Origin of the sequence: Pseudomonas sp. BRG-100, assembly GCF_000737955.1 — a bacterium.
GTDB lineage: Bacteria > Pseudomonadota > Gammaproteobacteria > Pseudomonadales > Pseudomonadaceae > Aquipseudomonas > Aquipseudomonas synxantha_A.
Genome location: NZ_JPRX01000001.1, coordinates 2042366 through 2065904 on the forward strand (window position 1 = coordinate 2042366; position 23539 = coordinate 2065904).

Sequence of the window (23539 nt, forward strand, 5' to 3'; positions counted from 1 at the left end):
GTGTGAGCTGTTTTCCGCACCTGGCGTGACAGAGAAGGAAAGCCACCTTGATCCTTCCTTCTCAGGACCACCTTCATGCCCCAGCAACCGACGCTTCTTGCCCGCACCTTGCGCCAACTCCTACTGGGCGCCAGCCTCAGCCTGACCGTGCTGCCTGCGGTGATGGCCGCCGACGCCAAGGCGTACCACATCGCGCCGACCACCCTGGAGGCGGCCCTGAATCAATTTGGCCGCCAAGCCGGTGTGCTGGTGTCATTCGGTTCCCACGTGACGGCCGGTATGCAAAGCCCTGGCCTGTCGGGCGATTACAGCGCGGCCGAGGGCCTGAGCAAACTGCTGGAGGGCACCGGCCTGCAAGCCCGGGCCGAGGGCGACAATGCCTTCAGCCTGCAACCGGCTGGCGCCCCCGTCACCCTCGAACTGCAAACCTCCAACGTGGTCGGCGACTGGCTCGGTGACGCGGCGCAAACCAACGTGTTCGAACACCCCGGCGCCCGTGATGTGATCCGCCGCGAGGAGTTCGAACGCCAAGGTGCAACCCAAGCCCGCGACGTGCTCAACCGCATTCCCGGCGTCAACGCCCCGGAAAACAACGGCACCGGCAGCCATGACATGGCGCTGAACTTCGGCATTCGCGGGCTCAACCCGCGCCTGGCATCGCGCTCCACGGTGCTGATGGATGGCATCCCGGTGCCCTTCGCGCCCTATGGCCAGCCGCAGTTGTCCTTTGCGCCGATCAGCATGGGCAACATGGACGCGGTAGACGTGGTCCGTGGCGGCGGTGCGGTGCGTTATGGCCCGCAAAACGTCGGCGGCATCGTCAACTTCGTGACCCGCGCCATCCCGGATGCGCCCACGGTCAAGGGCGGCTTGCAGACCGAGACCAGCCCGTCTTCCAGCCACGACGGCTTCAAGACCACCGGCAACCTGCTGGCCGGCGGCACTGCTGACAACGGCTTGGGCGGCGCGATCCTGTACTCCGGCACCCGGGGTGGCGACTGGCGCGAAAACAGCAACACGCGCATCGACGACCTGATCCTCAAGGGCAAATACCAACTGGACGACGCCAACAGCTTCAACGCCATGGCGCAGTACTACGAAGGCCAGGCCGACATGCCCGGAGGCTTGAACGTCAAGGATTACAAGGCCGACCCGTATCAGTCCACCCGCCCGTACGACAAATTCTGGGGCCGCCGTACGATGTTCAACGTCGGCTATCGCTACGAGCAGGATCGCCGCGAATTCACGGTCAACAGTTTCTTCACCAAGACCCTGCGCAGCGGTTACCTGGACCAGGGCAGCTTCCTGTCGCTGTCGCCACGCGAATACTGGGTACGCGGCCTGGAAACCCGCTTCGCCCAGGGCTTCGACCTTGGCCCGACTAGCCATGAAGTGGGTGTCGGCTATCGCTATATCAATGAAGCGGGTCACGAGTTGCGCTACCGCACGCCGATTGCCGCGAACCAGCAAATCCCCACCACCAACAGTCGCAACGACCGCGACACCCGTGGCGGCACTGAAGCCAACGCGTTCTTTATCGACGACCGCATTGATATCGGCAAGTGGACCATCACACCGGGCGTGCGCTACGAGATGATCGAGTCCCAACAGACCAACAATCTCAGCAACGTCAAATACAAAGGCGACTACAACACCGCACTGCCGGCACTGAACGTGCTCTATCACCTCACCGACGACTGGAACCTCTACGCCAACACCGAAGGCTCGTTCGGCAGCGTGCAGTACAGCCAGATGCCCAACCGCGTGAACAGCGGCGAAGTAAAACCGGAAAAAGCCCGCACCTGGGAACTCGGCACGCGCTACGACAATGGCAGCCTGCGCGCAGAAATCGGCGCGTTCCTGATCAACTTCGACAACCAGTACGACAGCAACCAGACCAACGACACGGTGATCGCCCGCGGTGAAACCCGTCACCAGGGCATTGAGTCGAGCATCAACTATGCGCTCGACGGCCTGAGCCCGGCGCTGGCGGGTTTCGATGTGTATGCCACTTATGCCTATGTCGACGCGACCATTCGCGAAGACGGCCCGAACAAAGGCAACCGCGTGCCCTTCTCGTCCAAGCACAAAGGCACCCTCGGCGTGGGTTACACCGAAGGCCCGTGGAAGCTGAATGTGGACAGCAGCTACCAGAGCAGCCAATTCGCCGACAATGCCAACACCCAGGCCGAAAGCGCCGACGGTGCCAATGGGCGCATCCCCGGCTACATGCTGTTCAGCAGCCGCGCGGCCTATGACTTCGGCCCGCAATTGTCGGATTTGAATGTGGCGGTGGGGGTGAAGAACATCTTCAACAAGCAGTACTACACCCGCTCGTTTGACGACAACAACAAGGGCAAGTATGTGGGTGAGCCGCGTACGGTGTATGTGCAAACCTCTATCGCGTTCTGACCCAAATCTGCAGAACAACACAGAACCTACTGTGGGAGGGGGCTTGCTCCCGATGGCGGTGTGTCAGTCGGTACATTTGCCACTGATACACCGCCATCGGGAGCAAGCCCCCTCCCACATTGGACCTAACCGACTTCAACTGCCCGCCAGGCAACTGGGCGTGGCCGCCACCAACGCATCGATGGCACACCGCGTCTTGGCCGGCATATGCACCGCCGTCGGCCAGACCACATGGATCGGCGCAGGCTGTTCGCGATAGCTGGGCAGCACCGCTTCCAATTGCCCCCGCAGCGCATAGTGAGCAATCAACCAACTCGGCAACCAGGCCAGGCCCACGCCCGCGATGGCGGCATCGGCTAGCGCCTGGAGGTCGTCCACTATCAGGGGCGAAGCCAGACGCGAGCGATGCGTGGTGTTGCTGCGATACGCAATGCCGCGATGAGCGGCCAGGTCTTCGATACGTTCAATGGCGCCCTTGCGCTGCAGATACGCCGGCGAGGCTGCCAGCCCCATGGCCTGCTGGCCCAGGCGACGGGCACTCAGGCGGTCGGTGTCCGGCAACGGGCCGATGCGTACGGCCATGTCGAAGCCTTCTTGCGCCAAATCGATCATGCGGTCGGAGAAGCAAATCTCGATTTCAAGTTCAGGGTAACTCTCCATCAAGCCCCACAAGGCCGGTGCCGCATAGTGGTGCCCGAACGCCAGCGGCACACTGACCCTCAGCCGTCCCCGTGGTTGTTGCCGACCACTTTCGAGCACCGATTCGGCCGCTTCCAGTTCGGCCAATGCGCGCAGGCAATGTTCGTAGTACGCCTGCCCATCCTCGGTCAACCGCTGGCGGCGCGTGGAGCGCTGCAACAGGCACGTGCCCAGCCGCGCCTCCAGACGCGCCAAGCCTTTACCGACGGCCGAGCGTGTAAGGTTCAGGCGCTCGGCGGCGTCGGTCAGGTTGCCGCTCTCAACGATTTGCAAAAACAGCTCAACGCCATCAAAACGCGGGGTAGCCATGCGTCAATTGTCGCCTTTGATTCCCATATCAATGGAAAACTTATCACGAATAACGAATCCGGTTCCCGAGAGAATAGAGCCCTCCCCTATTTGAAAGGAACTCGTCATGCCGTCCGCCGCAGCTGCATCGGCCCTCAACCCGCCGAGCACCGCCAGAAATGCCCTGGCCCTCACCGCCGTTTGCCTGGTGGCCCTCATGTTCGGCCTGGAAATCTCCAGCGTGCCGGTGATCCTGCCGACGCTGGAACAGGAATTGGGTACCGGCTTTCAAGACGCCCAATGGATCATGAATGCCTACACCCTGGCCTGCACCAGCGTGCTGATGGCGGCAGGCACGCTGGCGGATCGTTTCGGTAGGCGGCGCGTGCTGGTGCTGTGTCTGTGGGTGTTCGCCCTGGCCTCGCTGGCGTGTGGCCTGGCCAACGATGCGCCGACACTGATCGTGGCGCGGTTCATCCAGGGCATTGGCGCCGGCGCGATGATGATTTGCCAGTTTGCCATCTTGTCCCACCAGTTCCGCGAACCGGCGGCGCGGGCGCGAGCGTTCGCGATATGGGGCGTAATTGCTGGCGTGGGCCTGGGTTTCGGGCCGATGATCGGGGCAGTGATACTGGCCGTCGCGGACTGGCGCTGGGTGTTCCTGGTGCATGTACCACTGACCCTGTTTACCTTGGCGCTGCTGCACATCAGCGTGCAGGAATCCCGTGACCCGGCCAGCCATCGCCTCGACATTGCCGGCATGTTGACCATGACGCTGGCGGTGTTTGCGCTGGTCTACTTCATCACCCAGGGCAGCGAGAACGGCTTCGGCACCCCGGCGATGCTCGGCTGGGCCGGCCTGTCGGTCTTCGGACTGCTGCTGTTTATCTTGATCGAACGGCGCAGCGCCCATCCGATGTTCGACTTCTCGGTGTTCCGCATCCAACGTTTCAACGGCGCCTTGATGGGCTCAATCGGCATGAACTTCAGCTTCTGGCCGTTCATGATCTACTTGCCACTGTATTTCCAGGCGGGCCTGGGTTACGACACGCTGACCACCGGCGCCGCACTGCTCGCGTATACCTTGCCCACTTTGTTGGTACCGCCATTGGCCGAACGCCTGGCCCTGCGCTTTGGCGCCGAACGCATCATCCCCCTGGGCCTGGGGACGATGGGCGCAGGTTTTTTGGGCATGGCCGCGGTTAATTACGCCGAACAGCCCAGCACAGCACTGGTGCTGCTCAGTTGCGCGATCGCCGGCATTGGGCTGGCGCTGACCAATTCGCCGACCACCAATACCACTACCGGCGCCGTCTCGACTGACCGCGCAGGCATGGCCTCGGGCATCGACTTCAGCGCACGGCTGATCACCCTGGCGCTCAACATCGCATTGATGGGGCTGGTGCTGTTGCTCGGAATCAGCCATCACCTGGCCAATGTATTGCCGACCAGCACGGCGGCGGATTGGGCAACCCTCAGCCAGCATATTGCGGCGGGCAAGCTGAACGCGCCTGGCCTCACAAGCCTGGAGGCACAGACGGCCCTGCGTAGCGGTGCTGGTTGGGCCATGCTGTTTGCGGGCTTGGGCGCTTGCGGACTGGCCGCTCTGAGCCGGTATTTCTTCCAGCGACGGCGTTGAACGAAAACGGGCCTGCATATGCAGGCCCGTTTTCAGTGGGGGTTTAAAAAACGGTCAGCCGTTGATTGCAGCGTTTTCGTTTTCCAGGAATTCCTCTTCAAGCGCGTCTTCATTCACTTTGTTGATTGGCTGGGTTTTCGCGGCAGCGCGGGGCTTGCCTTGCAGTTTGCCAAACAGGTGTTCCAACGCATGGTCCAACTTGGTGGCGGCGCCATCGATCGCTTGTTCCAGCGTATCGGCTTTATGGCACACGGAAACCGGTTGATGGCCCTTTGGCCGTGCTTCCAGGCGGCAACTTAAATCGTGGGGACCGGGCTTGTCGCCGTTCTCATCCCGCAGGTAGACCTCAACGCGGGTCAGGTCTTCTTCGTAACGTTCGAGCGTGCTCTCAATGGTAGTACGTACCCACTCCTCCAGTCGGATGCTGCTTTCAATATGGTTATCGCTATTGACTTGGATTTGCATAGTTCTTCCCTTATTTCAGCTAGCTCGCCAGAGGTCACAAACTGCAACACCAGGGTGGTGAAACCATGACCTCCTGATTACACAATTGAGCACCTGCTAAAACAATTCAACCCCTTTGCAAAGATAAATCCTACATTACAAATTAACCCTGACGACGGGCAAAAACGCTGGTAGGGTGGGGAGTTAGTTACAACTTCTTACGTTCTGTTTTCCTCACAATTGCCCCTCTCCCAACGGGTGCAAACCGCGAAAAATCCCTGCTTCCTCCACCAGCCAGTCGTGCACCGCGCGCACGCCGGGGTGGCTCAATGCACCTGGCGCATACAGCAGCACATAGCGCTTATGGTTGGGCACGGCCAGGCCAAACGGCACAATCAAGGTGCCGCGTTCCAGTTCATCATTGAGCAACGTGCGCCGCGCAATCGCTACCCCCATGCCGGCAATGGCGGCTTCGATGGTCAGGTGGTTGCGGTTGAAGGTATGCCCGCGCCGCACGTCGGCACCGTGGTGGCCGATGGCATTCAGGTAGAACTCCCACTCGGCATATTCATAACTCCCACGCCAGGCAGTGATGTCGTGCAGCAGCGGAAAATGCGCCAGATCGGCCGGGCCATGCAACGGCGGCCGTCCACGTAGAAGGCTGGGGGCGCACACCGGGAATATCTGCTCGTCCAGCAGGGCTGTGGATAACAAGCCGGGGTAGCTGCCATCGTTGAGGTCGATGGCCAGGTCGAAGTCGCCTTCATGCAGGGCGATGCTGCTGTCTTCGGCGACCATGCGCAGTTGGATATCGGGAAAGCGCTGCTGCAAACGTGGCAGGCGCGGGGTCAGCCATTTGCCGAGAAACGAGGGGATCGAGCGCAGGCGCAGGGTGCCGCTGATCATCCCGGCATCCAAGCGCTGCAATTCCGCATCAATGCTGCCATAAGCCTCGCCGACCACCGCCGCCAGGCGCTGCCCCTCGGCGCTGAGTTCAACGCCACGGGCGCGCCGATGAAACAGACGAAAGCCCAGGCGCTCCTCCAACTGGCGAATCTGCTGGCTCACCGCCCCCGGTGTGATGTGCAGTTCTTCGGCGCAGCGGGTGAACGACAGATGCCGTGCAGCGCAAGAAAACACATGCAGCCACACATAGGTCTGGCCGTGAAGGGGGCGGGTCATAGCGTTTAGTCCTGCTAAAGGGTGTCTTAGGATAATTCGTTGGTCAGTGCCGATCCAGAGGCTCAGTATCGCGCCAATTCCGCCTGCTCTACAAAACATGGCAGCGATTTCTACTCCATTGCTTGTAAGGCTTTAGCATGGCTATCAGTGTTTTCGATCTATTCAAGGTGGGCATTGGCCCCTCCAGCTCCCATACCGTCGGCCCGATGCGCGCTGCCGCGACGTTCGCCCAGGCCCTGACCGATCAGCATTTGCTCAGCCAAACCCGCCGCGTTGAAGTGCGCCTGTACGGCTCGCTGTCCGCCACCGGCGTAGGCCATGCCACTGATCGTGCCTGTGTGATGGGCTTGATGGGCGAATGGCCGGACCGCGTCGACCCCACCTCGATCAATGCGCGTATCCAGCAACTGCGCGAGTCGGGTCAATTGCTATTGGCCGGCTCCCAGGCAATCGCTTTCAACTGGCACACCGACCTGCTGCTGCTGGATGAAAGCCTGCCTTACCACCCCAACGCCATGTCCCTGCACGCCTATGGCGACAGCGGCCTGCTGAGCGAGCAGACCTATTACTCGGTAGGCGGTGGTTTCATCATCGAAGCCGCGGAAGCCGCCTCGGGCATTGCGCCGACCAGCGACGTGCAATTGCCGTACGACTTTTCCAGTGCCGTGGAACTGCTGGCGTTGTGCAACAAGCATGGCTTGCGGGTTTCCGAACTGATGATGGCCAACGAACGTGCGTGGCGCAGCGACGAAGAGATCCGTAGTGGCCTGCTGCACATCTGGTCGGTGATGCGCGAATGCGTGGAACAGGGCCTGCGCGATGAAGGCATCCTGCCCGGCGGCCTGGACGTACCGCGCAGGGCGGCGAAACTGCACCGCAGCCTGCTGGAAATCGGCAAACCCAATGTGATCACTTCAACCTTGTCGGCGATGGAATGGGTCAACCTGTTCGCCCTCGCCGTCAACGAAGAAAACGCCGCCGGCGGGCGCATGGTCACTGCCCCGACCAATGGCGCGGCCGGCATCATCCCGGCGGTGCTGCATTACTACATGAAATTCAACGCCGACGCGTCTGACGATGATGTGGTCAATTTCTTCCTGGCCGCCGCCGCCGTCGGCATCCTCTGCAAGAAAAACGCCTCGATCTCCGGCGCCGAAGTCGGCTGCCAGGGCGAAGTGGGCTCGGCCTGCGCCATGGCCGCCGCCGGCCTGGCCGATATTCTCGGCGCCACCCCCGAGCAACTGGAAAACGCCGCCGAAATCGGCCTGGAACATAACCTCGGCCTGACCTGCGACCCGGTCGGCGGCCTGGTGCAGGTGCCGTGCATCGAGCGTAATGCCATTGCCGCGGTCAAGGCGATCAACGCCACGCAAATGGCCCTGCGCGGTGACGGCAAGCACTTCATTTCCCTCGACCGGGTAATCCGCACCATGCGCGATACCGGCGCCGATATGCATGACAAATACAAAGAAACTTCACGGGGCGGCCTGGCGGTCAGCTGGGTGGAGTGCTGATCGGAGCACTGCTACCCGCCCCAACGTGAGCCCGCGCAAAAATAATAACGAGGCAATACCGATGACTGATGTACGTACACCTGCTGCCGAAAATCCCGCTCTGGACAACACCGTTACCACCGGCTGGACCAAACACGACACCACCTGGATGCTCGGCCTCTACGGCACCGCCATCGGCGCCGGTACCCTGTTCCTGCCGATCAACGCCGGCGTCGGCGGGTTCTGGCCGCTGATCGTGCTGGCGCTGCTGGCTTTTCCGATGACTTTCTTCGCCCACCGTGGGCTGACGCGCTTTGTGTTGTCGGGCAAATCCGGCGACATCACCGAAGTGGTCGAGGAACACTTTGGTGTCGGCGCCGGCAAGCTGATCACCCTGCTCTACTTCTTTGCGATCTTCCCGATCCTGCTGGTGTACAGCGTGGCACTGACCAACACATTGGGCAGTTTCATGGAGCACCAACTGCACATGACCCCACCGCCCCGTGCGATCTTGTCCCTGGTGCTGATCCTCGGCCTGATGGCCATCGTGCGTTGTGGCCAGGGTGTGATCGTCAAGGCCATGAGTGTGCTGGTGTACCCTTTCGTTGCTGCGCTGTTGCTGCTGGCTGTCAGCCTGATCCCCAACTGGAATGGAGCGTTCTTCGCCTCCGCCAGCGAAGGCATGCCGCTGCCGCTGTTCTTCAAGACGCTGTGGCTGGCGATCCCGGTGATGGTGTTCTCGTTCAACCACTCACCGATCATCTCCGCTTTCGCCGTGGACCAGAAGCGCGTCTACGGCGCCCAGACCGAGCGCAAAAGCAGCGGCATCCTCGCCACCGCCCACGCCATGATGGTGCTGACCGTGATGTTCTTCTGCTTCAGCTGCGTACTGGCGCTGTCACCTGCTGACCTGGCCGCCGCCAAGGCGCAGAACATCTCGATCCTGTCGTACCTGGCCAACCACTTCCAGACCCCAGTAATCGCCTACGCCGCGCCGCTGATCGCGCTGGTGGCGATTACCAAATCGTTCCTGGGCCACTACATCGGCGCCAGCGAAGGCTTCCAGGGCTTGATCGTCAAATCCCTGCGCGGGCGCAACCGCTCGATGTCGGCGAAATGGCTGGAACGCTCCACCGCGCTGTTCATGGTGCTGACCTGCTGGGCCGTGGCCACCTTCAACCCAAGCATCCTCGGCATGATCGAAACCATGGGCGGACCGATTATCGCGTGTCTGCTGTTCCTGATGCCGATGTACGCGATTCGCCGCGTGCCATCTTTGCGCCAGTATTCGGGACAGGTATCGAATGTGTTTGTGGTGGTCATCGGGCTGATTGCGCTGTCTGCGATCGTTTTTTCCGTGATGCCCTGAAATAGCTCACCGACCTCAAGCACAACGCAGATCAAATGTGGGAGGGGGCTTGCCCCCGATAGCGGTGTATCAGCCAATAAATACTCGGCTCAAAGACTGCTATCGGGGGCAAGCCCCCTCCCACATTGAGCTTCCAGCGCCTGTACGGCACGGCCCTTGCTGTAGAGCTATTGAGGAAAACGGAATTTGGCCGATGGTCAGGCAATGCGAACTAATCCTGACACCGGCCGTCAATGACTGCATGTTCTTATCAGGCGGTAACGCACCATGGACAATCCTTTTCAGATCATCACCGACACCTTCACCCCCCAATACCGCGTCAATCTGAGCATCCAACGGTTGGACGGCAGCATCATGCTCACCCTCTCGGACGAGACCGGCGTGGTGGCCAAGCGCATGATCAGCGCCGAACAGCGCAACGACCCGCAGCGCCTCAAGCGCCTGGTGCAAAGCATCCAGTTCGGCATCGCCATCGAACAGGGTCATAGCGCCGTGGAAATCCTGGAGCTGATGACGGACGGCGACAGCCACAAACTCCTGCAGCGACCGCCCGCCCGTACCCTGCCCTTCAGCGTGGGGCTTTAAAGCTCGCCCTTCTCGGTCTCAAGGCTCGCTTCGCCCTTGCGGCGCGGGCTCTCGACCTTCACCGAAGGGAACGCCGACGACGCATAGCGCACCACCAGGATCGCGAACGCCAACAACAGAATTCCGCCGCACAGGTAGATGATGCCTACATCCGGCGGGTTGTGGTGCGACACGTTGGAGATCAGCAAACGCGTGAGCGCGGTGATTGCCACATAGATCAGGAAGCGTACCGGCATGTGGTTGGTCTTGAAGTAAATCCCGACCATCGCGCCCAGTTCCAGGTAGATGAACAGCAGCAAGATGTCATCGATCTTGATGTGCCCATTTTCCAGCATCCCCAAAAACTCCATCACCGCTGCCCAGGCGGTCACCGCACCAATGGCAAACAACGCCAGGTAGTGAAACGACTCGACAAACAGATTGCCCAGGGACTCGGCCAGCCCGTGGACTTGCTGGCGCAGCCTTTCGGCCCAGTTGATTTTCACGATGATGCTTCCTTAGGTCGGTTCGACCGGATAATGCGGGTTGGACGTGACGGTTGTTCTGTATGCAGAAACAAGGCCATAGGCAGGATAGTGAGATGGTGGCGGGCTGACATTAGGCACTTAATCAATCCTTGCTCCCGCTGGGGTGCGCAGCGCCCCCATTTCCCAACTACATTAAAAACCTACTATCCAAACCCCAACGTTTGGCTTATCCTTTTCGCTGTATATAAATACAGTAGTCGCAAAAGACAACTATCGTGAAGGCATGTGAGGTGGTGAATGGCCGTCGAAGTGGTATACCGCAGCAGCCGAGATCTGGAGCGTTTGTTCATGGATAAAGCCGAAGCTGACCGTCATGACAAGATGCTTGAACTCGCTGAGTTGCTGGCAGAGGTGTTGCAAAAAGCCGTGCCGTCGTTGAGCGAGCAGCAGGTGGAAGAAGCCGGGATCTACATGGCGAAGAACCGCGATGTATTTGCCAAGGCGTTCAAGAGCCAACCGGACGCGCTGTCCGAGCTGTTGAACCCGGCGGCAGAGTAAAGCCCGAATTGAACAGGCCCTGAATCATGTATTCAGGGCCTTTTTAATGCCCGGCCTATTTGTACAGCAGGCGTTCGGCCAGCTCATCGGCGACCCGTGCGGGGGAGCGCTTTTCGGCCTGGGCGTGGGCGAAGATTTCGGTCAGGCGCGTGCCAATGTTCGACAGGTGCGCGGTGATGCCGGGCAGGTCGGTGCCGGCGTGTTTGAGGGCGACGTAGATCAGGCCGCCGGAGTTGATCACGTAGTCCGGGGCATAGAGGATGCCGCGGCCTTCCAACTGGTCGGCGATGTCCAGGTTGGTCAGTTGTGCGCTGGCCGAACCTGCCACGGCAGCGCACCGCAACTGGCCGACGCTGTTACGGTTGAATACGGCGCCGACGCCGCAGGGCGCGAGGATGTCGCAGGGTGTGCTGAGCAAAGCATCGTTGGCAATCGGGTGGGCGCCCAGTTGCTCCATGGCCAGTTGCACCTTGCCGTGGTCGATGTCGCTGACCAGCAGTTCTGCACCCGCGGCGTGCAGTTGCTCGGCCAGGGCATAACCGACGTTGCCCAGGCCCTGCACCGCTACGCGCAGGCCCTCAAGGTTGTCGCTGCCCAGGCGCGCCATGGCGGTGGTGCGGATGCCGGTAAATACACCCATGGCGGCATGGGGCGCAGGGTCGCCGGCGGCGGTGGTGCTGGTGACGAAGCGGGTGTGTTGGGCGATGCAATCCATGTCGGCGACCGAGGTGCCGCTGTCGATCGAGGTAATGAAACGGCCATCGAGTTTTTCGATACAGCGGCCAAACGCCTCGAATAGCGCGGCGCGGCTCTCCACGTGCACAGGGCGGATGATGACCGCCGTGCCGCCGCCCACCGCCAGCCCGGCCAAGGCAGCCTTGTAGCTCATGCCTTGGGCCAGGCGCGCGGCATCGGCCACGGCACTGTCATCGTTGGGGTAAGCCAGGTAGCGACAGCCGCCCAAGGCAGGCCCCAGGCGACTGTTGTGGATGGCGATGATCGCTTTCAGCCCGGTCACCGGGTCGACGCTCAGGTGCAGCGATTCAAGGCGGGTGCTGTGCATGAGCGCAAACATCAATGAGCTCCCGAATCACTTTTGGTTGTGGGCAAAGTATAGGCTCGCGGCAGAAAACTGCTGGATTGCACTGGAATAAGCCGCGCTGTTTCGTAAGATCCAGGACATAAGCACGCAGGATATTTTTCAAGAGACTGGACGAAATTTCATGGCAAGGCTAAAACGGGGCATCCGCCGGAGAACGCGATGAATCCCCGCACAGCCTTTTTCGCCTGCCTGGACCGTTCACCCCCTGCGCTGTTTGAAGCCGCGCTGTGGATGGCTGCCGAACACGATGCCAGCGTACAGCCGTTGCTGATCCTGCAAGAGCTGCGTGTGCTGCAACAGCAGGTCAGCCTGGGCATGCCCCTGTTGCCGGCCGATGAACTCGGCCAGCCGCTGCTGCGGCGCCTGAATGACCTGGGGTTTGCCCAGGATGATCACACCCCATTGCGCCCCGCCGCCGCGCTGCTGGACAAAGTGCTGCTGCGAAAACGCGGGCAACCCTTGGCCATGGGCCTGATCGCACTGGAAATGGCACGGCGCCTGGATATCCCCATGGTCGGGGTAAATTTCCCCGGCCACTTCCTGCTACGCGTACCCGGTGCCGACCACCTGCTGGACCCGTGCGGCGGTCGACGCCTGTACCCCAACGACTGTCGCGAACTGCTGCACCGCCAATACGGGCCAAAACTCAACTTGCACGCCGACCACCTGCACACCGCCGAGCCTAGGGCGATCCTGCAGCGGCTGTCACGTAACCTGCGCCAACTGCACCTCGCCAACGACGATCCCCTGGCTGCCCTGGTGGACGCCGAGCGCGTACTGGAACTGGGCAATGCCAGCGCCGCCGACTACCTTGCCCGCGCCAGCCTGTACCAGCGCCTGGATTGCCCGAGCGCCGAGCGCTTTGACCTGGAACATGCGTTGATGCTCAGCGAAGACCCAATCCAGCGCCTGCGCCTGACCGAGCGGCTGGGGCACCTGCCGCCCAATTCAGTGGTGCATTGACCTAGGGGGCGTTCTCAATTAGTTTCCCCGCCGCGTTGTCGCCTTAAAGCGGGCCAGGCAAGGCGCAGGCCGCAGGGAATGGTTGTTCCCTTTCCAAGGCCTGCAACGCAGGCTGGCCCGCTTTAAGGCACAACCCGAAGGGCCGGGCCTGCTGTTGTGCAGGGCTGCGTTGCTCGAAGCTTATTTGGAATGACCAAACCACGCTTCTCGCGCCTTGCCCTGCACAACAGCAGACCCGGCGCGACGGGGAAACTAATTGAGAACGCCCCCTAGGTGCGATTGAGAATATCGCCAGGCACTGGCGTTTTTAGCGTAGTGGAGCCCGGCGCCCGCACCCGAATAATCAACAGCGCCGCAATCACCGCCGGAATCGCACAGAAGAAGAAAATCTGCTCCACCGGTATATGCATCGCCAGCAACATACTGCCGAACAGCGGCCCCAGGATTGATCCAAAACGCCCTACCCCCAACGCCCAGCCTGTGCCGGTGGCGCGCACCTGCGCCGGGTAGAAATTGCTCGCAAAGGCATTGAGGGTCAGTTGCCCGCCGATGATGCAAAACCCGGCGGCGAACACGCAGGCCACCAGGTAACGGGGATTGTCGTGGTTCAAGCCCAGCAGGATAGTGCACAACGCAGCCGCCGCCAGCACTCCGGACAACAGTCGCACCTTGCTTTTCAGGCGGTCGGCAAACCAGGCCATGAGGATGGCGCCCAAGGTGCCGGCAAACAGGAACATGGACGTGACCAGGTTGGCTTCGTTTAGCGCCAGGCCGCTTTCGAGCAACAGCGATGGCAACCAGCTGATCATGAAATACAGCAAAATCAGGCTGACAAAAAAGGTCGCCCAGATCAGCAGCGTCGGGCGCGCGTAGCCGTTGCGAAACAGCTCCACCACCGTCAGTTTGCTGCCTTGTTCCTGCAGGTTTTCAGCTTCGGTCGCGGGCGGCGGTTGCCAGTCGGGCAGCATCCGCGCCGTGACTTTGCGCAAACGCAGATACGGCGGGGCATCGCGCAACAGGCGTGGCAAGGATTCGGGCAACAGCCACACCAGGAACGGGAACAGCAGCAACGGCGTTACCCCACCAGCCAGGAACACCGCCTGCCAACCAAAGCTGTCGATAAACCCGGCCGCCACAAAGCCGCCTGCCGCGCCGCCGAACGAAAAGCCGCAGGCCGCCAGGGTCACCATCAAGGTGCGCATGCGCGGCGGCGAATATTCAGACATCAATGCCATGGCACTGGGCATTGCGCCTCCCATGCCGATGCCGCAGATAAACCGCGCCGCCATCAGTGTGGTGAGGGAATTGGCAAACACCATCAGTACGGTCAGGCTGGCGTAGATCAGCACACAGGCCAACAGGATGCGCCGCACGCCGAAACGATCCGCCAGCGGTGTCACCAGCAGCGAGCCGAGGGTCAACCCGAGCAGGTTGGCGCTGAACACCGGCCCAAACGCAGCTTTTTCCAGGCCCCAATCCTGAGCCAGCGCCGGCACTACATAGCCCAGCACCTGGGCGTCGTAGCCATCGGTGACCAGCAGCAACGCCAGCAACACGAGAATCAACCACTGGTAGCGCGACACCGGACGGGCGTCGAGTGCCGCGCGAAAGCTGGCAATCTGATTGTGCATCGCAAGGTACCTTTATTTTTTATTAGGTTGGCACGATCAAAGGTGGGAGGGGCTTGCTCCCGATAGCGATGTGTCAGCTAAAAAAGTGTCGGCTGGTACATCGCTATCGGGAGCAAGTCGAATCGTCGCACCGCCCCTCCCACAGGGTTCTACGGTGTGTCAGGTTGATTGGCGGGGTGGGCCTGTACGAAGGCCGGATGCTGCGCCGCCAACGCTGCCACTCGCCCAATGCGCGGGTAAGCCACCAGCGGCACCTTGAAACGTTCGGCCGCATACAGCTGTGGAATCAGAAATGCATCCGCCATGCCTGGCTGCTCGCCAAAGCAGAAGCCCTTATCTCCAATCAACTGCTCCACCGCACCCAGCCCCTGGCTGACCCAATGGGCGATCCATTCAAGCAACTGCGCTTCATCGTGCCCCCACTGACGCAACAGGTTCTGCGTGCTGGAGTTGTGCAACGGGTGGATATCGCAGGCGATGATCGACGCTACCGCCCGTTCATGGGCACGGGCTGCCGGATCGCTGGAGAGCAGTGGCACCTGTGGATAACGCTCCTCCAGGTATTCGATGATCGCCTGTGACTGGATCAACGTCTCCCCTTGATCAGTACGCAACGCCGGTACACGTCCTTGAGGGTTGATCGCCAGGTACTCGGGCTGGTGGTTGGCGCCGCCTGCCGGGACCAGCAGGTTGACTGGCAGCGCGGTGAAATCCAGGCCCTTGAGCGCCAGGGCAATACGTACCCGATACGACGCGGTGGAACGGTAGTAAGTATAGAGTTCCATGACCCTGCCCTCTTAACGTGCCGCAACCACAGTACCGCGGCATTCACCGAAGCCGATGCTGGCAAAACCTTCGCGGCGGCAACGGCCACGCAGGATGATTTCGTCGCCGTCTTCAAGGAATTTACGTACCTCGCCCGAGGCCAATTCAATCGGTTTCTTGCCGCCTTCGGTAATTTCCAACAGGCTGCCGAACTGCCCCGGCTGCGGCCCGGACAAGGTGCCTGAACCAAACAGGTCGCCGGCCTGTAACTGGCAACCGTTGACGCTGTGGTGCGCAACCATTTGCGCCACTGTCCAGTACATATGCTCGGTATTGCTCAAGGTCAGGCGATGGGCGGGCAGGTTCTGCTCGCGCATTGAGGCGGTGGTGAGCAGCACTTCCAGCTCGATATCAAAGGCGCCCGCGTTCTGATCACGTTTATCCAGCAGATACGGCAGCGGTTGCGGGTCGCCCTCGGGCCGCGCCGGTTGCGCTTTGCGAAAGGGCTCCAGCGCTTCGGCGGTCACCACCCATGGCGAAATACTGGTGATAAAGCTTTTCGACAGGAACGGGCCCAGCGGCTGGTATTCCCAGGCCTGGATATCTCGCGCCGACCAGTCATTGAGCAGGCAGAAACCGGCGATATGCTCGGCCGCATCGCCGATGGCAATCGCTTCGCCCATGGCATTGCCCTGGCCGATCCAGATGCCCAGCTCCAGTTCGTAGTCCAGGCGTGCGCAGGGGCCGAACGTCGGTTCGGACTGGCCGGCCGGCAGTGTCTGGCCTTTGGGGCGCCGGACCTGCGTGCCCGACGGGCGAATGGTCGACGCACGGCCGTGGTAACCAATCGGCACGTACTTGTAGTTGGGCAACAGGGGGTTATCCGGGCGAAACAGTTTGCCGACGTTCTGCGCGTGCTCGATGCCGACGTAGAAGTCGGTGTAGTCATTGATCTTCGCCGGCAAGTGCATCTGGCAATCGGCGGCGTGGTGCAGCACCTGCGCTTCGCGCTGTTGCAGCTGGCTGCCTTCGGCCAGCAGCTCCAGCAGGCGCTCGCGTAACGCCACGCGTGGCCCACGGCCAAGTTCAAAAAAAGCGTTCAATTGGCCACCCGCTGTTGCCTCAACGGCACGCCGGGCAGCACCGTCAAACTCATCCAGCGCGGCGTGCAGGTCGAGGACCATATCGCCGATCGCCACGCCACAGCGCGGGGCCGAGCCGTTGATACTGAACACGCCCAGGGGCAGGTTCTGCAGGGGGAAATCCACGTGACCGTTGGCCGAGGCCACCCAGCTGCGGGTCTGCGTTGGTTGCGTCATGGGCTATCTCCGATTCGGGTTGAAGGTGGCGGGCAGTGAGGCCCAGCACGCGTCGTAAGCAGGTTGCAGCTGCGGGCACTCCAGAGCGAACTGGGTCGGGCGCAGCACTTGGCTGGTCTCGAACATGAAGGCCATGGTGTTATCGATCTTGTACGGCGCCAGGTCCGCATTGATGGCCTTGGTGCAGGTCTCGCCATCCGGGCCATGGGCGCTCATGCAGCTGTGCAGCGACGCGCCGCCGGGCAGGAAGCCTTCGGCCTTGGCATCGTAGGCGCCCTGGATCAGGCCCATGTATTCGTTCATCAGGTTGCGATGGAACCATGGCGGACGGAAGGTATTCTCGGCCACCATCCAGCGCGGCGGGAAGATCACGAAGTCGAGGTTGGCCAGGCCATGCACGCTGGTAGGTGAGGTCAGCACGGTGAAGATCGACGGATCCGGATGATCGAAACTCACCGTGCCGATAGTGTTGAAACGACGCAGGTCGTATTTGTACGGTACGTTGTTGCCGTGCCAGGCGACCACGTTGAGTGGTGAATGGTCCAACTCGCAGGCCCACAGTTCACCAAGGAATTTCTGTACCAGCGTGGTCGGTTGCTTGAGGTCTTCGTAGCGGGCCACTGGCGTGAGGAAGTCACGCGGGTTAGCCAGGCCATTACTGCCGATGGGGCCCAGGTCGGGCAGGCGCAGCGGGGCGCCGTGGTTCTCGGCAACATAACCGCGTGCGTGTGCATCCAGCAGTTCGATACGGAATTTGAGGCCACGGGGCAGCACGACAATTTCCAGCGGCTCGACGTCCAGCGCGCCCAGTTCGGTGGCGATGCGCAGGCGGCCCTGCTCCGGCACGATCAGCAGTTCGCCGTCGGCATTGAAGAACACGCGCTCCATGGAACGATTGGCGCGGTAGGTGTAGATGCTGATGCCCGAAGGTTTTTCCGACCCCGAGTTGGCCACCATGCCGACCAGTCCATCGATAAAGTCCGTCGGCTCACTCGGAATATCCAGCGGGTTCCAGCGCAGACGATTGGGCGTCACTGCGCCCAAGGGTCCACCGGCCAATTGCTGCGCAAGCTTGATGAACGCCGGGTGATTGGCCGACGGCTGGATGCGGTACAGCCAGGTGCGCCGGGCTTCGCTGCGCGACATGGTGAAGGCCGTGCCGGAAAACAGTTCGGTATACAGCCCGTAGGGGGCCTTCTGCGGCGAGTTCTGGCCGACGGGCAATGCGCCAGGCAAGGCTTCGCTGGCGAATTCGTTGCCGAAACCCGAAAGGTATTCGAGGGTCATGGATCATCCTCTGGGGGTCAGTTGTATTTATCGTAATCCAGTTACGCATAACGTAATTTGATCACTGTTGACCGTCAAGCTATAAAGACGCCCATTCATCTTTCGGATTCTCGCCCTTCCATGGAAAAGCCCCGCGACACCGGTAAACAGAAAGTCCGTTCGGCGGAAGTCGGCACCGATATTCTCAAGGCTCTGGCCGAATTGTCCCCGGCCACCTCGCTGTCACGTCTGGCCGAACATGTGCAGATGCCGGCGAGCAAGGTCCACCGCTATTTGCAGGCGCTGATTGCCTCCGGATTTGCCGAGCAGAACACCGCCACCAACCATTACGGCCTGGGCCGGGAGGCGTTGCGCGTGGGGCTGGCGGCACTGGGCAGCATGGATGTGTTGAAAGTCGGCGCCATGCCCCTGGCCGAGCTGCGCGATGAATTGAATGAAACCTGCTTTCTGGCGGTGTGGGGCAACCAGGGCGCGACCGTGGTACAGATCGAGCCGGCAGTGCGCGCCGTTACTGTGGTGACGCAGTTGGGCTCAGTGCTGCCGCTGCTCAGTTCGTCCACCGGGCTGGTGTTCAGCGCTTACCTGCCGTCACGGGAAACGGTGGAACTGCGCGAACGCGAGGTTCAAGCCGGCACCGCTCATACCTTGGCAGACGATCAGGCCTATGCCAGCGTGTGCGAACAAATCCGCAGCCGTGGCCTGCACTTTGTGCATGGCCTGCTGATGCCCGGCGTGGATGCGTTGTCGGCGCCGGTGTTCAATGCGGTCGGGCAAGTGGCGGCAGTGATGACCGTGGTCGGCCCGACCTCACTGTTCCATGCCGATGAAGATGGCCCGGCGGCGCAGCACCTGCTGGCGGCGACCCGGGCCGTGAGTTGGCGCATGGGCTATCAGCCCTGAATCAATCGTCGTTGCGCGACAGCGCCACTGCCACGCGATCCTCCAACGCCTTGACCTGCGCGCCGGCCACCACGTAGTTGTTGGTCAGCATCGCGAACACCAGCTTGCGCCCGCCGGCGTCGGTGATGTAACCACTCAATGACGACACGCCGCCCATGGAGCCGGTCTTGGCGTGCAGGTTGTTCTGCGCCTGCGTGTCGCGCAGACGGTAGCGCAGGCTGCCGCCGGTCATGCGGTCGGTGTTGCCGGCAATCGGCAGCGCGTTGTACCAGGTGTCGAACCACGGCTGTTTGCTGGCGGCCAGTAGCAGGTCGGTGAGGGTTTGCGACGACACCAGATTGCGCCGCGAGAGGCCGGAGCCGTCGACCTGACTGAACGTGCTGGTGTCCAGCCCCTGACGCTTGAGAAACCCGGCCACCGCCACGGCGCCCGCCGCTGCCGTGCCGCTATTAGCGGTCTGGCGCCCCATAGCCTTGAGCAAGGCTTCGGACATGTTGTTGTTCGAGAGCTTGAGCAACGGCGTGATCAACTCCTGTAACGGTGCCGATTGGTGCTCGGCCAGCACCGTCACTGCAGCCGGGCTTGCCCCACCCATCACTCGACGCCCCAATACGGTGATGCCCTGTTGCGCCAAGGCCTGTTCGAACAGATTGGCCACCAGTTGCGTTGGCTCCCAGACGCTGACCAATTGCTGGCTCTGCCGCCCCGGCGCCACTGCGCCGCTGAGCTGCAACAGGTTGGTGCCATGGCGACGGTTGATCCCATAGCTGTTGCCCGGCCCACTGATGGCGCGGTTGCTCAGTTGCAGGTAATCGGTGGGCGGAAAAATCTCGACACTTACCGGCGAGCCGGCCCGCAGCGCAGCCTTCGCGGTGACCAGTACGCTGCCTGCATCGAAATCCGAATCAGGCGACACGGTCAGCGCTGAAATCTGCGCGCCGTAGTAGGTGGTTTCGTCATCGTGAGACCAGTCGACACCCAGCCGCTCAGCGTCGAACCAGGTGTCATCGAACACCAGGTCGCCCTGCACCTGGCGCACGCCCTGGCTGGCCAATTGCGCGGCCAGGGCCTGGTAATCGGCAAACTGAACGGTCGGGTCGCCGAGGCCACGCAGGTACAGGTTGCCGGTCAAACGGTCGCCCTGGCGTATGCCATTGCTCAGCAGTTGGGTGGCGAAGCGGTATTGCGGCCCCAGCACGTCCATGGCCGCGGCTGTGGTCAACAGCTTGAGGTTGGACGCGGGCACCAACAGGGTGCGCGGGTTTTGCTGATACAGCGTGGAGCCCGTGCGGGCGTCACGTACCATCAGCGAGACCGTAGCGCCTTGCAGCGCCGGATCGCTCAACAGTTTATCCAGGGTTGCCGGCGTGGAAGTTTGGGAGACGCTGGCGCAGCCGCCCAGTAAAAAACTCAAACCGACCAGCAGGGTGCCGGTGCGTAACCATTTTACAAAGTGCATCGTTGCGTTTTCCATAAGCATGCAATGGCGGCAACGCTAACAGCTCGCTATCAATGTGGCGACCGCTTTCCTGTGGGAGCTGGCTTGCCTGCGATGCAGACAACTCGGTGTATCAGGCAAACCCAGTCGATGCCATCGCAGGCAAGCCAGCTCCCACAGATAAATGAATCAGAAGGTCAAGGTGCTGGATACCGACACCTGCCGCGCATCGCCCATGGACACAAACTGCGTATTCACCGATGAGGTGTAGTAAGTACGATCGAACAGGTTCTTCACATTGAGCTGGAACTTGACCTTCTGCCCTTCAAGCCGGGTGTCATAGCTGGCGAACACATCGGCCACGGTGTAGCTGGGCAGTTCGAAACTGTTGGCCGCGTCCCCTGCCCGCTCGCCGACATAACGCGCCCCGGCGCCGACACGCAGTTGATCGCCGCCCAGGACACTGCCGAAGTCATACACCGCCGACAACGAGCCGGTGCTTTTTGCCACATTCTGCAGGCGATTGCCTTTGAGCTTAGGGTCTTCGGTAACCTCGGCATCGGTATAGGCATAGCTGCCAATCAGGCTCCACTTATCCGTCAGTTGGCCGCTGGCATCCAGCTCCAGACCGCGAGAGCGCACCTTGCCGGCCACGCTGTACTCCGAGGTCAGGCCCTCGCCTACCTGCACCAACACGTTGCGTTTATCGATCGTGAACAGCGCGGCACTGGCGGTGATGCGCCCCGGCAGGTCGAACTTGGTACCCAGCTCCCAGGCTTTGGATTCTTCCGGCTGCAAACTGCCACTCAACACGGTTTTATTGGCCAGCGGCGCGATGGTGGAGTTGGGTTTGAACGACTCGGTATAACTGCCGTAGAACGACAATTGATCAGTGTAGCGATACACCAGCCCGGCCCGTGGTACCCACTTCTGGCCATTGCCGTCGGTGTTGGCGGTGAACGGCACGCCTTTGCCGGCGTATTGATCGTACATCTGGTAGCGCGCACCGCCGACCAGGATCCATTGATCGTTGAGGTGGATGGCATCCTGGAAGAACAGCGAATCGCTGCGCAGCAGATCGGTCTGGTTGCTGTCCGGCGCGCTGACTTTGGAACCGGCGACTTCATTGCCGTATACCGGGTTGTTGTAATCGAAGGTGCCTCGCGGCGCCTGGCGGATCAGGTCGGCACGGTAGATCTTGCGGTACTCATCGTCCAGGCCGAACACCAGATCGTGCTGCATACCTGCAACATCGACCCTGCCTTCGAGGCTGGCGGTGGCGAAGCGGTCGGTGGTCAACGCGCCCTGGGTACCGTCCATGTTACGGGTCAGGGTGCCGTTGGTGTTGACCTTGACCACGCGCACCTGGCTGGCGTCATAGGTTTCGCGATTCCAGCTGTAGCCGAAGTGAGCTTTCCAGTCGTCGTTCAGATCATGATCGACGGTCAGGCGGTACAGATCGGAGCGACCTTCCATGTTGTTGAACGGTTCATCCAGACGCCGGGTGGCGGGGATGTTCAGCGGGTGGTTGGTCTTGGGATCGATGGCGGTGCCACGGTCGAACGGCGCGAGAAATTCGCGGTGTTCATAGGCCAGTACCACTTGGGTGGTATCGCCGTACCAGGCCAGGGACGGCGCCACCAGGGTCTCGCGATGGGTGCCGTAGTTACGCCAGTAATCTTCGTCTTCATGATCGACAATCAGGCGATAAGCCAGGCCGCTGTCGCCGAGGGGGCCGGTGGTGTCGAGGTTGCCGCCGCTGCCGTTCTTGCCGCTGCCGAAGGTCGAGCCGCGCGCGGTCAGGGAGGTGGACTGCATCAGCTCAGGCTTTTTGCTGACGATATTGACCACGCCGCCCGGGTCCTGGATGCCATACAACAGCGAGGATGGGCCCTTGAGCACTTCAATACGCTCGGCGGTAGCGTTCATGGCACGGCCCTGCACCACCGGCATACCGTCCTTCATGATCGAGCCGTTACGGTTGTCGCCAAAACCACGCAACATCACCGCGTCCTGAGTACTGCCGAGGGTGTTGGACTGGGTGATGCCGCTGATATTGCCCAGGGCGTCATCCAGGTTGCGCGGTTGCTGGTCGCGCAGCACCTGGGCCGGCACCACGTTGACGGTTTGCGGGGTTTCCAGCAGCAACCCATGGGAGCGCATCACCGAACTGGTGGGCGGCGGCTGATAGCTGGTGCTGTCCTGCGTCGGGTTGGCCGCGCTGATGGTGGTGGCGCCAAGGTTGACCGCGCCGTCGCTGGGCAGCGGCTCCAGGGCCAGGGTGCGGGCGTCGATCTGGCGGAAGGTGAAACCTGTATTGCTCAGCAGACGTTGCAGGGCCTGGGTCGCGCTCATCTGCCCACTGAGCGCCGGGGCATTGAGGCCATAAGGCGCTTCATCGGTGTAGATCACACTGATGCCTGTGACACGGCTGAACTCGCTCAGGGCCTGGGGCAGTGGTTTGGCTGCCAGGGCAAAATTGAACTGGGCGCTTTGCTGCTCCTGCGCACGCGCAACGCTCAAAGGCAGCAACGCCAGCCCTGACACCGCCAAGACCGAGGCTCCCAGCCACTGTTTTACCCAACCACCCGCCGTTGACTTCATGCTGTGAGAACCCGTGTAGAAAACGCTGTTAATGCGAATAGATCGCAGTTTCATGCACTACACGGATGGGCCGGGGATTTACCTCACATGAATCAGTAAATAATTTCGATCATTGCTTGCCACTCGTCGCGAGACACTCCTTGGCACTCTTCTTCAGCTTCTTGATCAGCCGCTCCTGGCGCAACGCCTCACCCTTGCTCGCGCATTGTTCGGTGTACACCAACGCCACCGCCGGGCTGGACAAGAAAAACCGCGCGCCCTTGCCGCTTTGGTGGCAGGCAAAGCGGCGCACCGGGTCATTGCTGATGCCGCAATACAACGAGCCATTGGCGGCACGCACCAGGTAGACGAACCAGGGTTTGGGTTCTACAGGATCAGTCACAGGGCAATTTCG

20 protein-coding genes are annotated in these 23539 nt (G+C 61.4%); 8 read left to right on the top strand and 12 right to left on the bottom strand.

Going from position 1 to position 23539, the window contains the following annotated elements; translation table 11 throughout:
• Positions 1-75 precede the first annotated feature (75 nt).
• On the top strand, positions 76-2412 hold the full coding sequence (gene fecA / locus JH25_RS18190) for a TonB-dependent Fe(3+) dicitrate receptor FecA (protein ID WP_032877633.1): 2337 nt from the start codon (positions 76-78) through the stop codon (positions 2410-2412).
• 135 nt (positions 2413-2547) lie between these two features.
• On the opposite strand, the gene JH25_RS18185 is transcribed toward fecA, so the two are convergent.
• Positions 2548-3420 carry a LysR family transcriptional regulator gene (locus tag JH25_RS18185; RefSeq protein ID WP_032877634.1) on the bottom strand — a complete coding sequence of 291 codons (873 nt, stop codon included), beginning with the start codon at positions 3418-3420 and terminating at the stop codon, positions 2548-2550.
• A 106-nt stretch (positions 3421-3526) separates the two neighbouring features.
• Between JH25_RS18185 and JH25_RS18180 the strand changes: the two genes are divergently transcribed.
• Positions 3527-5038: an MFS transporter gene (locus JH25_RS18180; RefSeq protein ID WP_032877635.1), complete on the top strand. Its 1512-nt coding sequence runs from the start codon at positions 3527-3529 to the stop codon at positions 5036-5038.
• A 54-nt stretch (positions 5039-5092) separates the two neighbouring features.
• On the opposite strand, the gene JH25_RS18175 is transcribed toward JH25_RS18180, so the two are convergent.
• Positions 5093-5503 (bottom strand): HPF/RaiA family ribosome-associated protein, encoded by a 411-nt coding sequence (locus JH25_RS18175; protein WP_032877636.1) that lies wholly within the window; start codon positions 5501-5503, stop codon positions 5093-5095.
• Between the two features lie 213 nt (positions 5504-5716).
• Positions 5717-6664 (bottom strand): LysR substrate-binding domain-containing protein, encoded by a 948-nt coding sequence (locus JH25_RS18170; RefSeq protein ID WP_005785109.1) that lies wholly within the window; start codon positions 6662-6664, stop codon positions 5717-5719.
• A 137-nt stretch (positions 6665-6801) separates the two neighbouring features.
• On the opposite strand from JH25_RS18170, the gene JH25_RS18165 reads away from it, so the two are divergent.
• From JH25_RS18165 to JH25_RS18155, 3 genes are all read left to right on the top strand, one after another.
• Complete coding sequence (locus JH25_RS18165; protein WP_032877637.1) at positions 6802-8178, top strand: L-serine ammonia-lyase; 1377 nt, start codon at positions 6802-6804, stop codon at positions 8176-8178.
• Between the two features lie 61 nt (positions 8179-8239).
• Positions 8240-9526, top strand: coding sequence for a serine/threonine transporter (locus JH25_RS18160; protein WP_032877638.1), 1287 nt, complete (start codon positions 8240-8242; stop codon positions 9524-9526).
• Between the two features lie 267 nt (positions 9527-9793).
• Positions 9794-10111, top strand: a complete 318-nt coding sequence (locus tag JH25_RS18155) for a DUF3509 domain-containing protein (RefSeq protein WP_032877639.1) — start codon at positions 9794-9796, stop codon at positions 10109-10111.
• Here JH25_RS18155 and JH25_RS18150 read toward each other — a convergent pair.
• On the bottom strand, positions 10108-10596 hold the full coding sequence (locus JH25_RS18150) for a phosphate-starvation-inducible protein PsiE (RefSeq protein WP_003188808.1): 489 nt from the start codon (positions 10594-10596) through the stop codon (positions 10108-10110). The genes JH25_RS18155 and JH25_RS18150 overlap by 4 nt on opposite strands.
• Before the next feature lie 279 nt (positions 10597-10875).
• Between JH25_RS18150 and JH25_RS18145 the strand changes: the two genes are divergently transcribed.
• A complete protein-coding gene (locus tag JH25_RS18145; RefSeq protein ID WP_003188807.1) occupies positions 10876-11136 on the top strand; it encodes a YebG family protein in 261 nt (86 codons plus the stop codon).
• 55 nt (positions 11137-11191) lie between these two features.
• Here the strand turns inward: JH25_RS18145 and JH25_RS18140 are convergent, their stop codons facing one another.
• Positions 11192-12211: a Glu/Leu/Phe/Val dehydrogenase family protein gene (locus JH25_RS18140; RefSeq protein ID WP_005785098.1), complete on the bottom strand. Its 1020-nt coding sequence runs from the start codon at positions 12209-12211 to the stop codon at positions 11192-11194.
• 186 nt (positions 12212-12397) lie between these two features.
• Between JH25_RS18140 and JH25_RS18135 the strand changes: the two genes are divergently transcribed.
• Complete coding sequence (locus JH25_RS18135) at positions 12398-13201, top strand: SirB1 family protein (protein WP_032877640.1); 804 nt, start codon at positions 12398-12400, stop codon at positions 13199-13201.
• 269 nt (positions 13202-13470) lie between these two features.
• Here JH25_RS18135 and JH25_RS18130 read toward each other — a convergent pair whose 3' ends face one another.
• From JH25_RS18130 to hmgA, 4 genes are all read right to left on the bottom strand, one after another.
• Positions 13471-14832, bottom strand: a complete 1362-nt coding sequence (locus tag JH25_RS18130; protein ID WP_032877641.1) for an MFS transporter — start codon at positions 14830-14832, stop codon at positions 13471-13473.
• A gap of 149 nt (positions 14833-14981) precedes the next feature.
• A complete protein-coding gene (gene maiA, locus JH25_RS18125) occupies positions 14982-15617 on the bottom strand; it encodes a maleylacetoacetate isomerase (protein ID WP_032877642.1) in 636 nt (211 codons plus the stop codon).
• A 12-nt stretch (positions 15618-15629) separates the two neighbouring features.
• Positions 15630-16916, bottom strand: a complete 1287-nt coding sequence (gene fahA, locus JH25_RS18120; RefSeq protein ID WP_032877643.1) for a fumarylacetoacetase — start codon at positions 16914-16916, stop codon at positions 15630-15632.
• Between the two features lie 3 nt (positions 16917-16919).
• Positions 16920-18203 carry a homogentisate 1,2-dioxygenase gene (gene hmgA, locus JH25_RS18115; protein WP_032877645.1) on the bottom strand — a complete coding sequence of 428 codons (1284 nt, stop codon included), beginning with the start codon at positions 18201-18203 and terminating at the stop codon, positions 16920-16922.
• 120 nt (positions 18204-18323) lie between these two features.
• Between hmgA and JH25_RS18110 the strand changes: the two genes are divergently transcribed.
• Positions 18324-19103 (top strand): IclR family transcriptional regulator, encoded by a 780-nt coding sequence (locus JH25_RS18110; RefSeq protein ID WP_032877646.1) that lies wholly within the window; start codon positions 18324-18326, stop codon positions 19101-19103.
• A 1-nt stretch (position 19104) separates the two neighbouring features.
• Here the strand turns inward: JH25_RS18110 and dacB are convergent, their stop codons facing one another.
• From dacB to JH25_RS18095, 3 genes are all read right to left on the bottom strand, one after another.
• Positions 19105-20562, bottom strand: a complete 1458-nt coding sequence (dacB, locus tag JH25_RS18105) for a D-alanyl-D-alanine carboxypeptidase/D-alanyl-D-alanine endopeptidase (RefSeq protein WP_032877648.1) — start codon at positions 20560-20562, stop codon at positions 19105-19107.
• A 168-nt stretch (positions 20563-20730) separates the two neighbouring features.
• Positions 20731-23145 (bottom strand): TonB-dependent siderophore receptor, encoded by a 2415-nt coding sequence (locus JH25_RS18100; RefSeq protein WP_032877649.1) that lies wholly within the window; start codon positions 23143-23145, stop codon positions 20731-20733.
• A gap of 109 nt (positions 23146-23254) precedes the next feature.
• Positions 23255-23527 (bottom strand): GIY-YIG nuclease family protein, encoded by a 273-nt coding sequence (locus tag JH25_RS18095; RefSeq protein WP_032877650.1) that lies wholly within the window; start codon positions 23525-23527, stop codon positions 23255-23257.
• Positions 23528-23539 lie beyond the last annotated feature (12 nt).

What these genes read in the sequence shown, in the direction of transcription:
- hmgA (WP_032877645.1), bottom strand. Translation starts at nt 18,203, where the DNA reads ATGACCCTCGAATACCTTTCGGGTTTCGGCAACGAATTCGCCAGCGAA.
- JH25_RS18130 (WP_032877641.1), bottom strand. Translation starts at nt 14,832, where the DNA reads ATGCACAATCAGATTGCCAGCTTTCGCGCGGCACTCGACGCCCGTCCG.
- JH25_RS18170 (WP_005785109.1), bottom strand. Translation starts at nt 6,664, where the DNA reads ATGACCCGCCCCCTTCACGGCCAGACCTATGTGTGGCTGCATGTGTTT.
- JH25_RS18160 (WP_032877638.1), top strand. Translation starts at nt 8,240, where the DNA reads ATGACTGATGTACGTACACCTGCTGCCGAAAATCCCGCTCTGGACAAC.
- JH25_RS18135 (WP_032877640.1), top strand. Translation starts at nt 12,398, where the DNA reads ATGAATCCCCGCACAGCCTTTTTCGCCTGCCTGGACCGTTCACCCCCT.
- fahA (WP_032877643.1), bottom strand. Translation starts at nt 16,916, where the DNA reads ATGACGCAACCAACGCAGACCCGCAGCTGGGTGGCCTCGGCCAACGGT.
- JH25_RS18100 (WP_032877649.1), bottom strand. Translation starts at nt 23,145, where the DNA reads ATGAAGTCAACGGCGGGTGGTTGGGTAAAACAGTGGCTGGGAGCCTCG.
- JH25_RS18110 (WP_032877646.1), top strand. Translation starts at nt 18,324, where the DNA reads ATGGAAAAGCCCCGCGACACCGGTAAACAGAAAGTCCGTTCGGCGGAA.
- JH25_RS18155 (WP_032877639.1), top strand. Translation starts at nt 9,794, where the DNA reads ATGGACAATCCTTTTCAGATCATCACCGACACCTTCACCCCCCAATAC.
- JH25_RS18185 (WP_032877634.1), bottom strand. Translation starts at nt 3,420, where the DNA reads ATGGCTACCCCGCGTTTTGATGGCGTTGAGCTGTTTTTGCAAATCGTT.
- JH25_RS18145 (WP_003188807.1), top strand. Translation starts at nt 10,876, where the DNA reads ATGGCCGTCGAAGTGGTATACCGCAGCAGCCGAGATCTGGAGCGTTTG.
- JH25_RS18140 (WP_005785098.1), bottom strand. Translation starts at nt 12,211, where the DNA reads ATGTTTGCGCTCATGCACAGCACCCGCCTTGAATCGCTGCACCTGAGC.
- fecA (WP_032877633.1), top strand. Translation starts at nt 76, where the DNA reads ATGCCCCAGCAACCGACGCTTCTTGCCCGCACCTTGCGCCAACTCCTA.
- dacB (WP_032877648.1), bottom strand. Translation starts at nt 20,562, where the DNA reads ATGCACTTTGTAAAATGGTTACGCACCGGCACCCTGCTGGTCGGTTTG.
- maiA (WP_032877642.1), bottom strand. Translation starts at nt 15,617, where the DNA reads ATGGAACTCTATACTTACTACCGTTCCACCGCGTCGTATCGGGTACGT.
- JH25_RS18180 (WP_032877635.1), top strand. Translation starts at nt 3,527, where the DNA reads ATGCCGTCCGCCGCAGCTGCATCGGCCCTCAACCCGCCGAGCACCGCC.
- JH25_RS18165 (WP_032877637.1), top strand. Translation starts at nt 6,802, where the DNA reads ATGGCTATCAGTGTTTTCGATCTATTCAAGGTGGGCATTGGCCCCTCC.
- JH25_RS18175 (WP_032877636.1), bottom strand. Translation starts at nt 5,503, where the DNA reads ATGCAAATCCAAGTCAATAGCGATAACCATATTGAAAGCAGCATCCGA.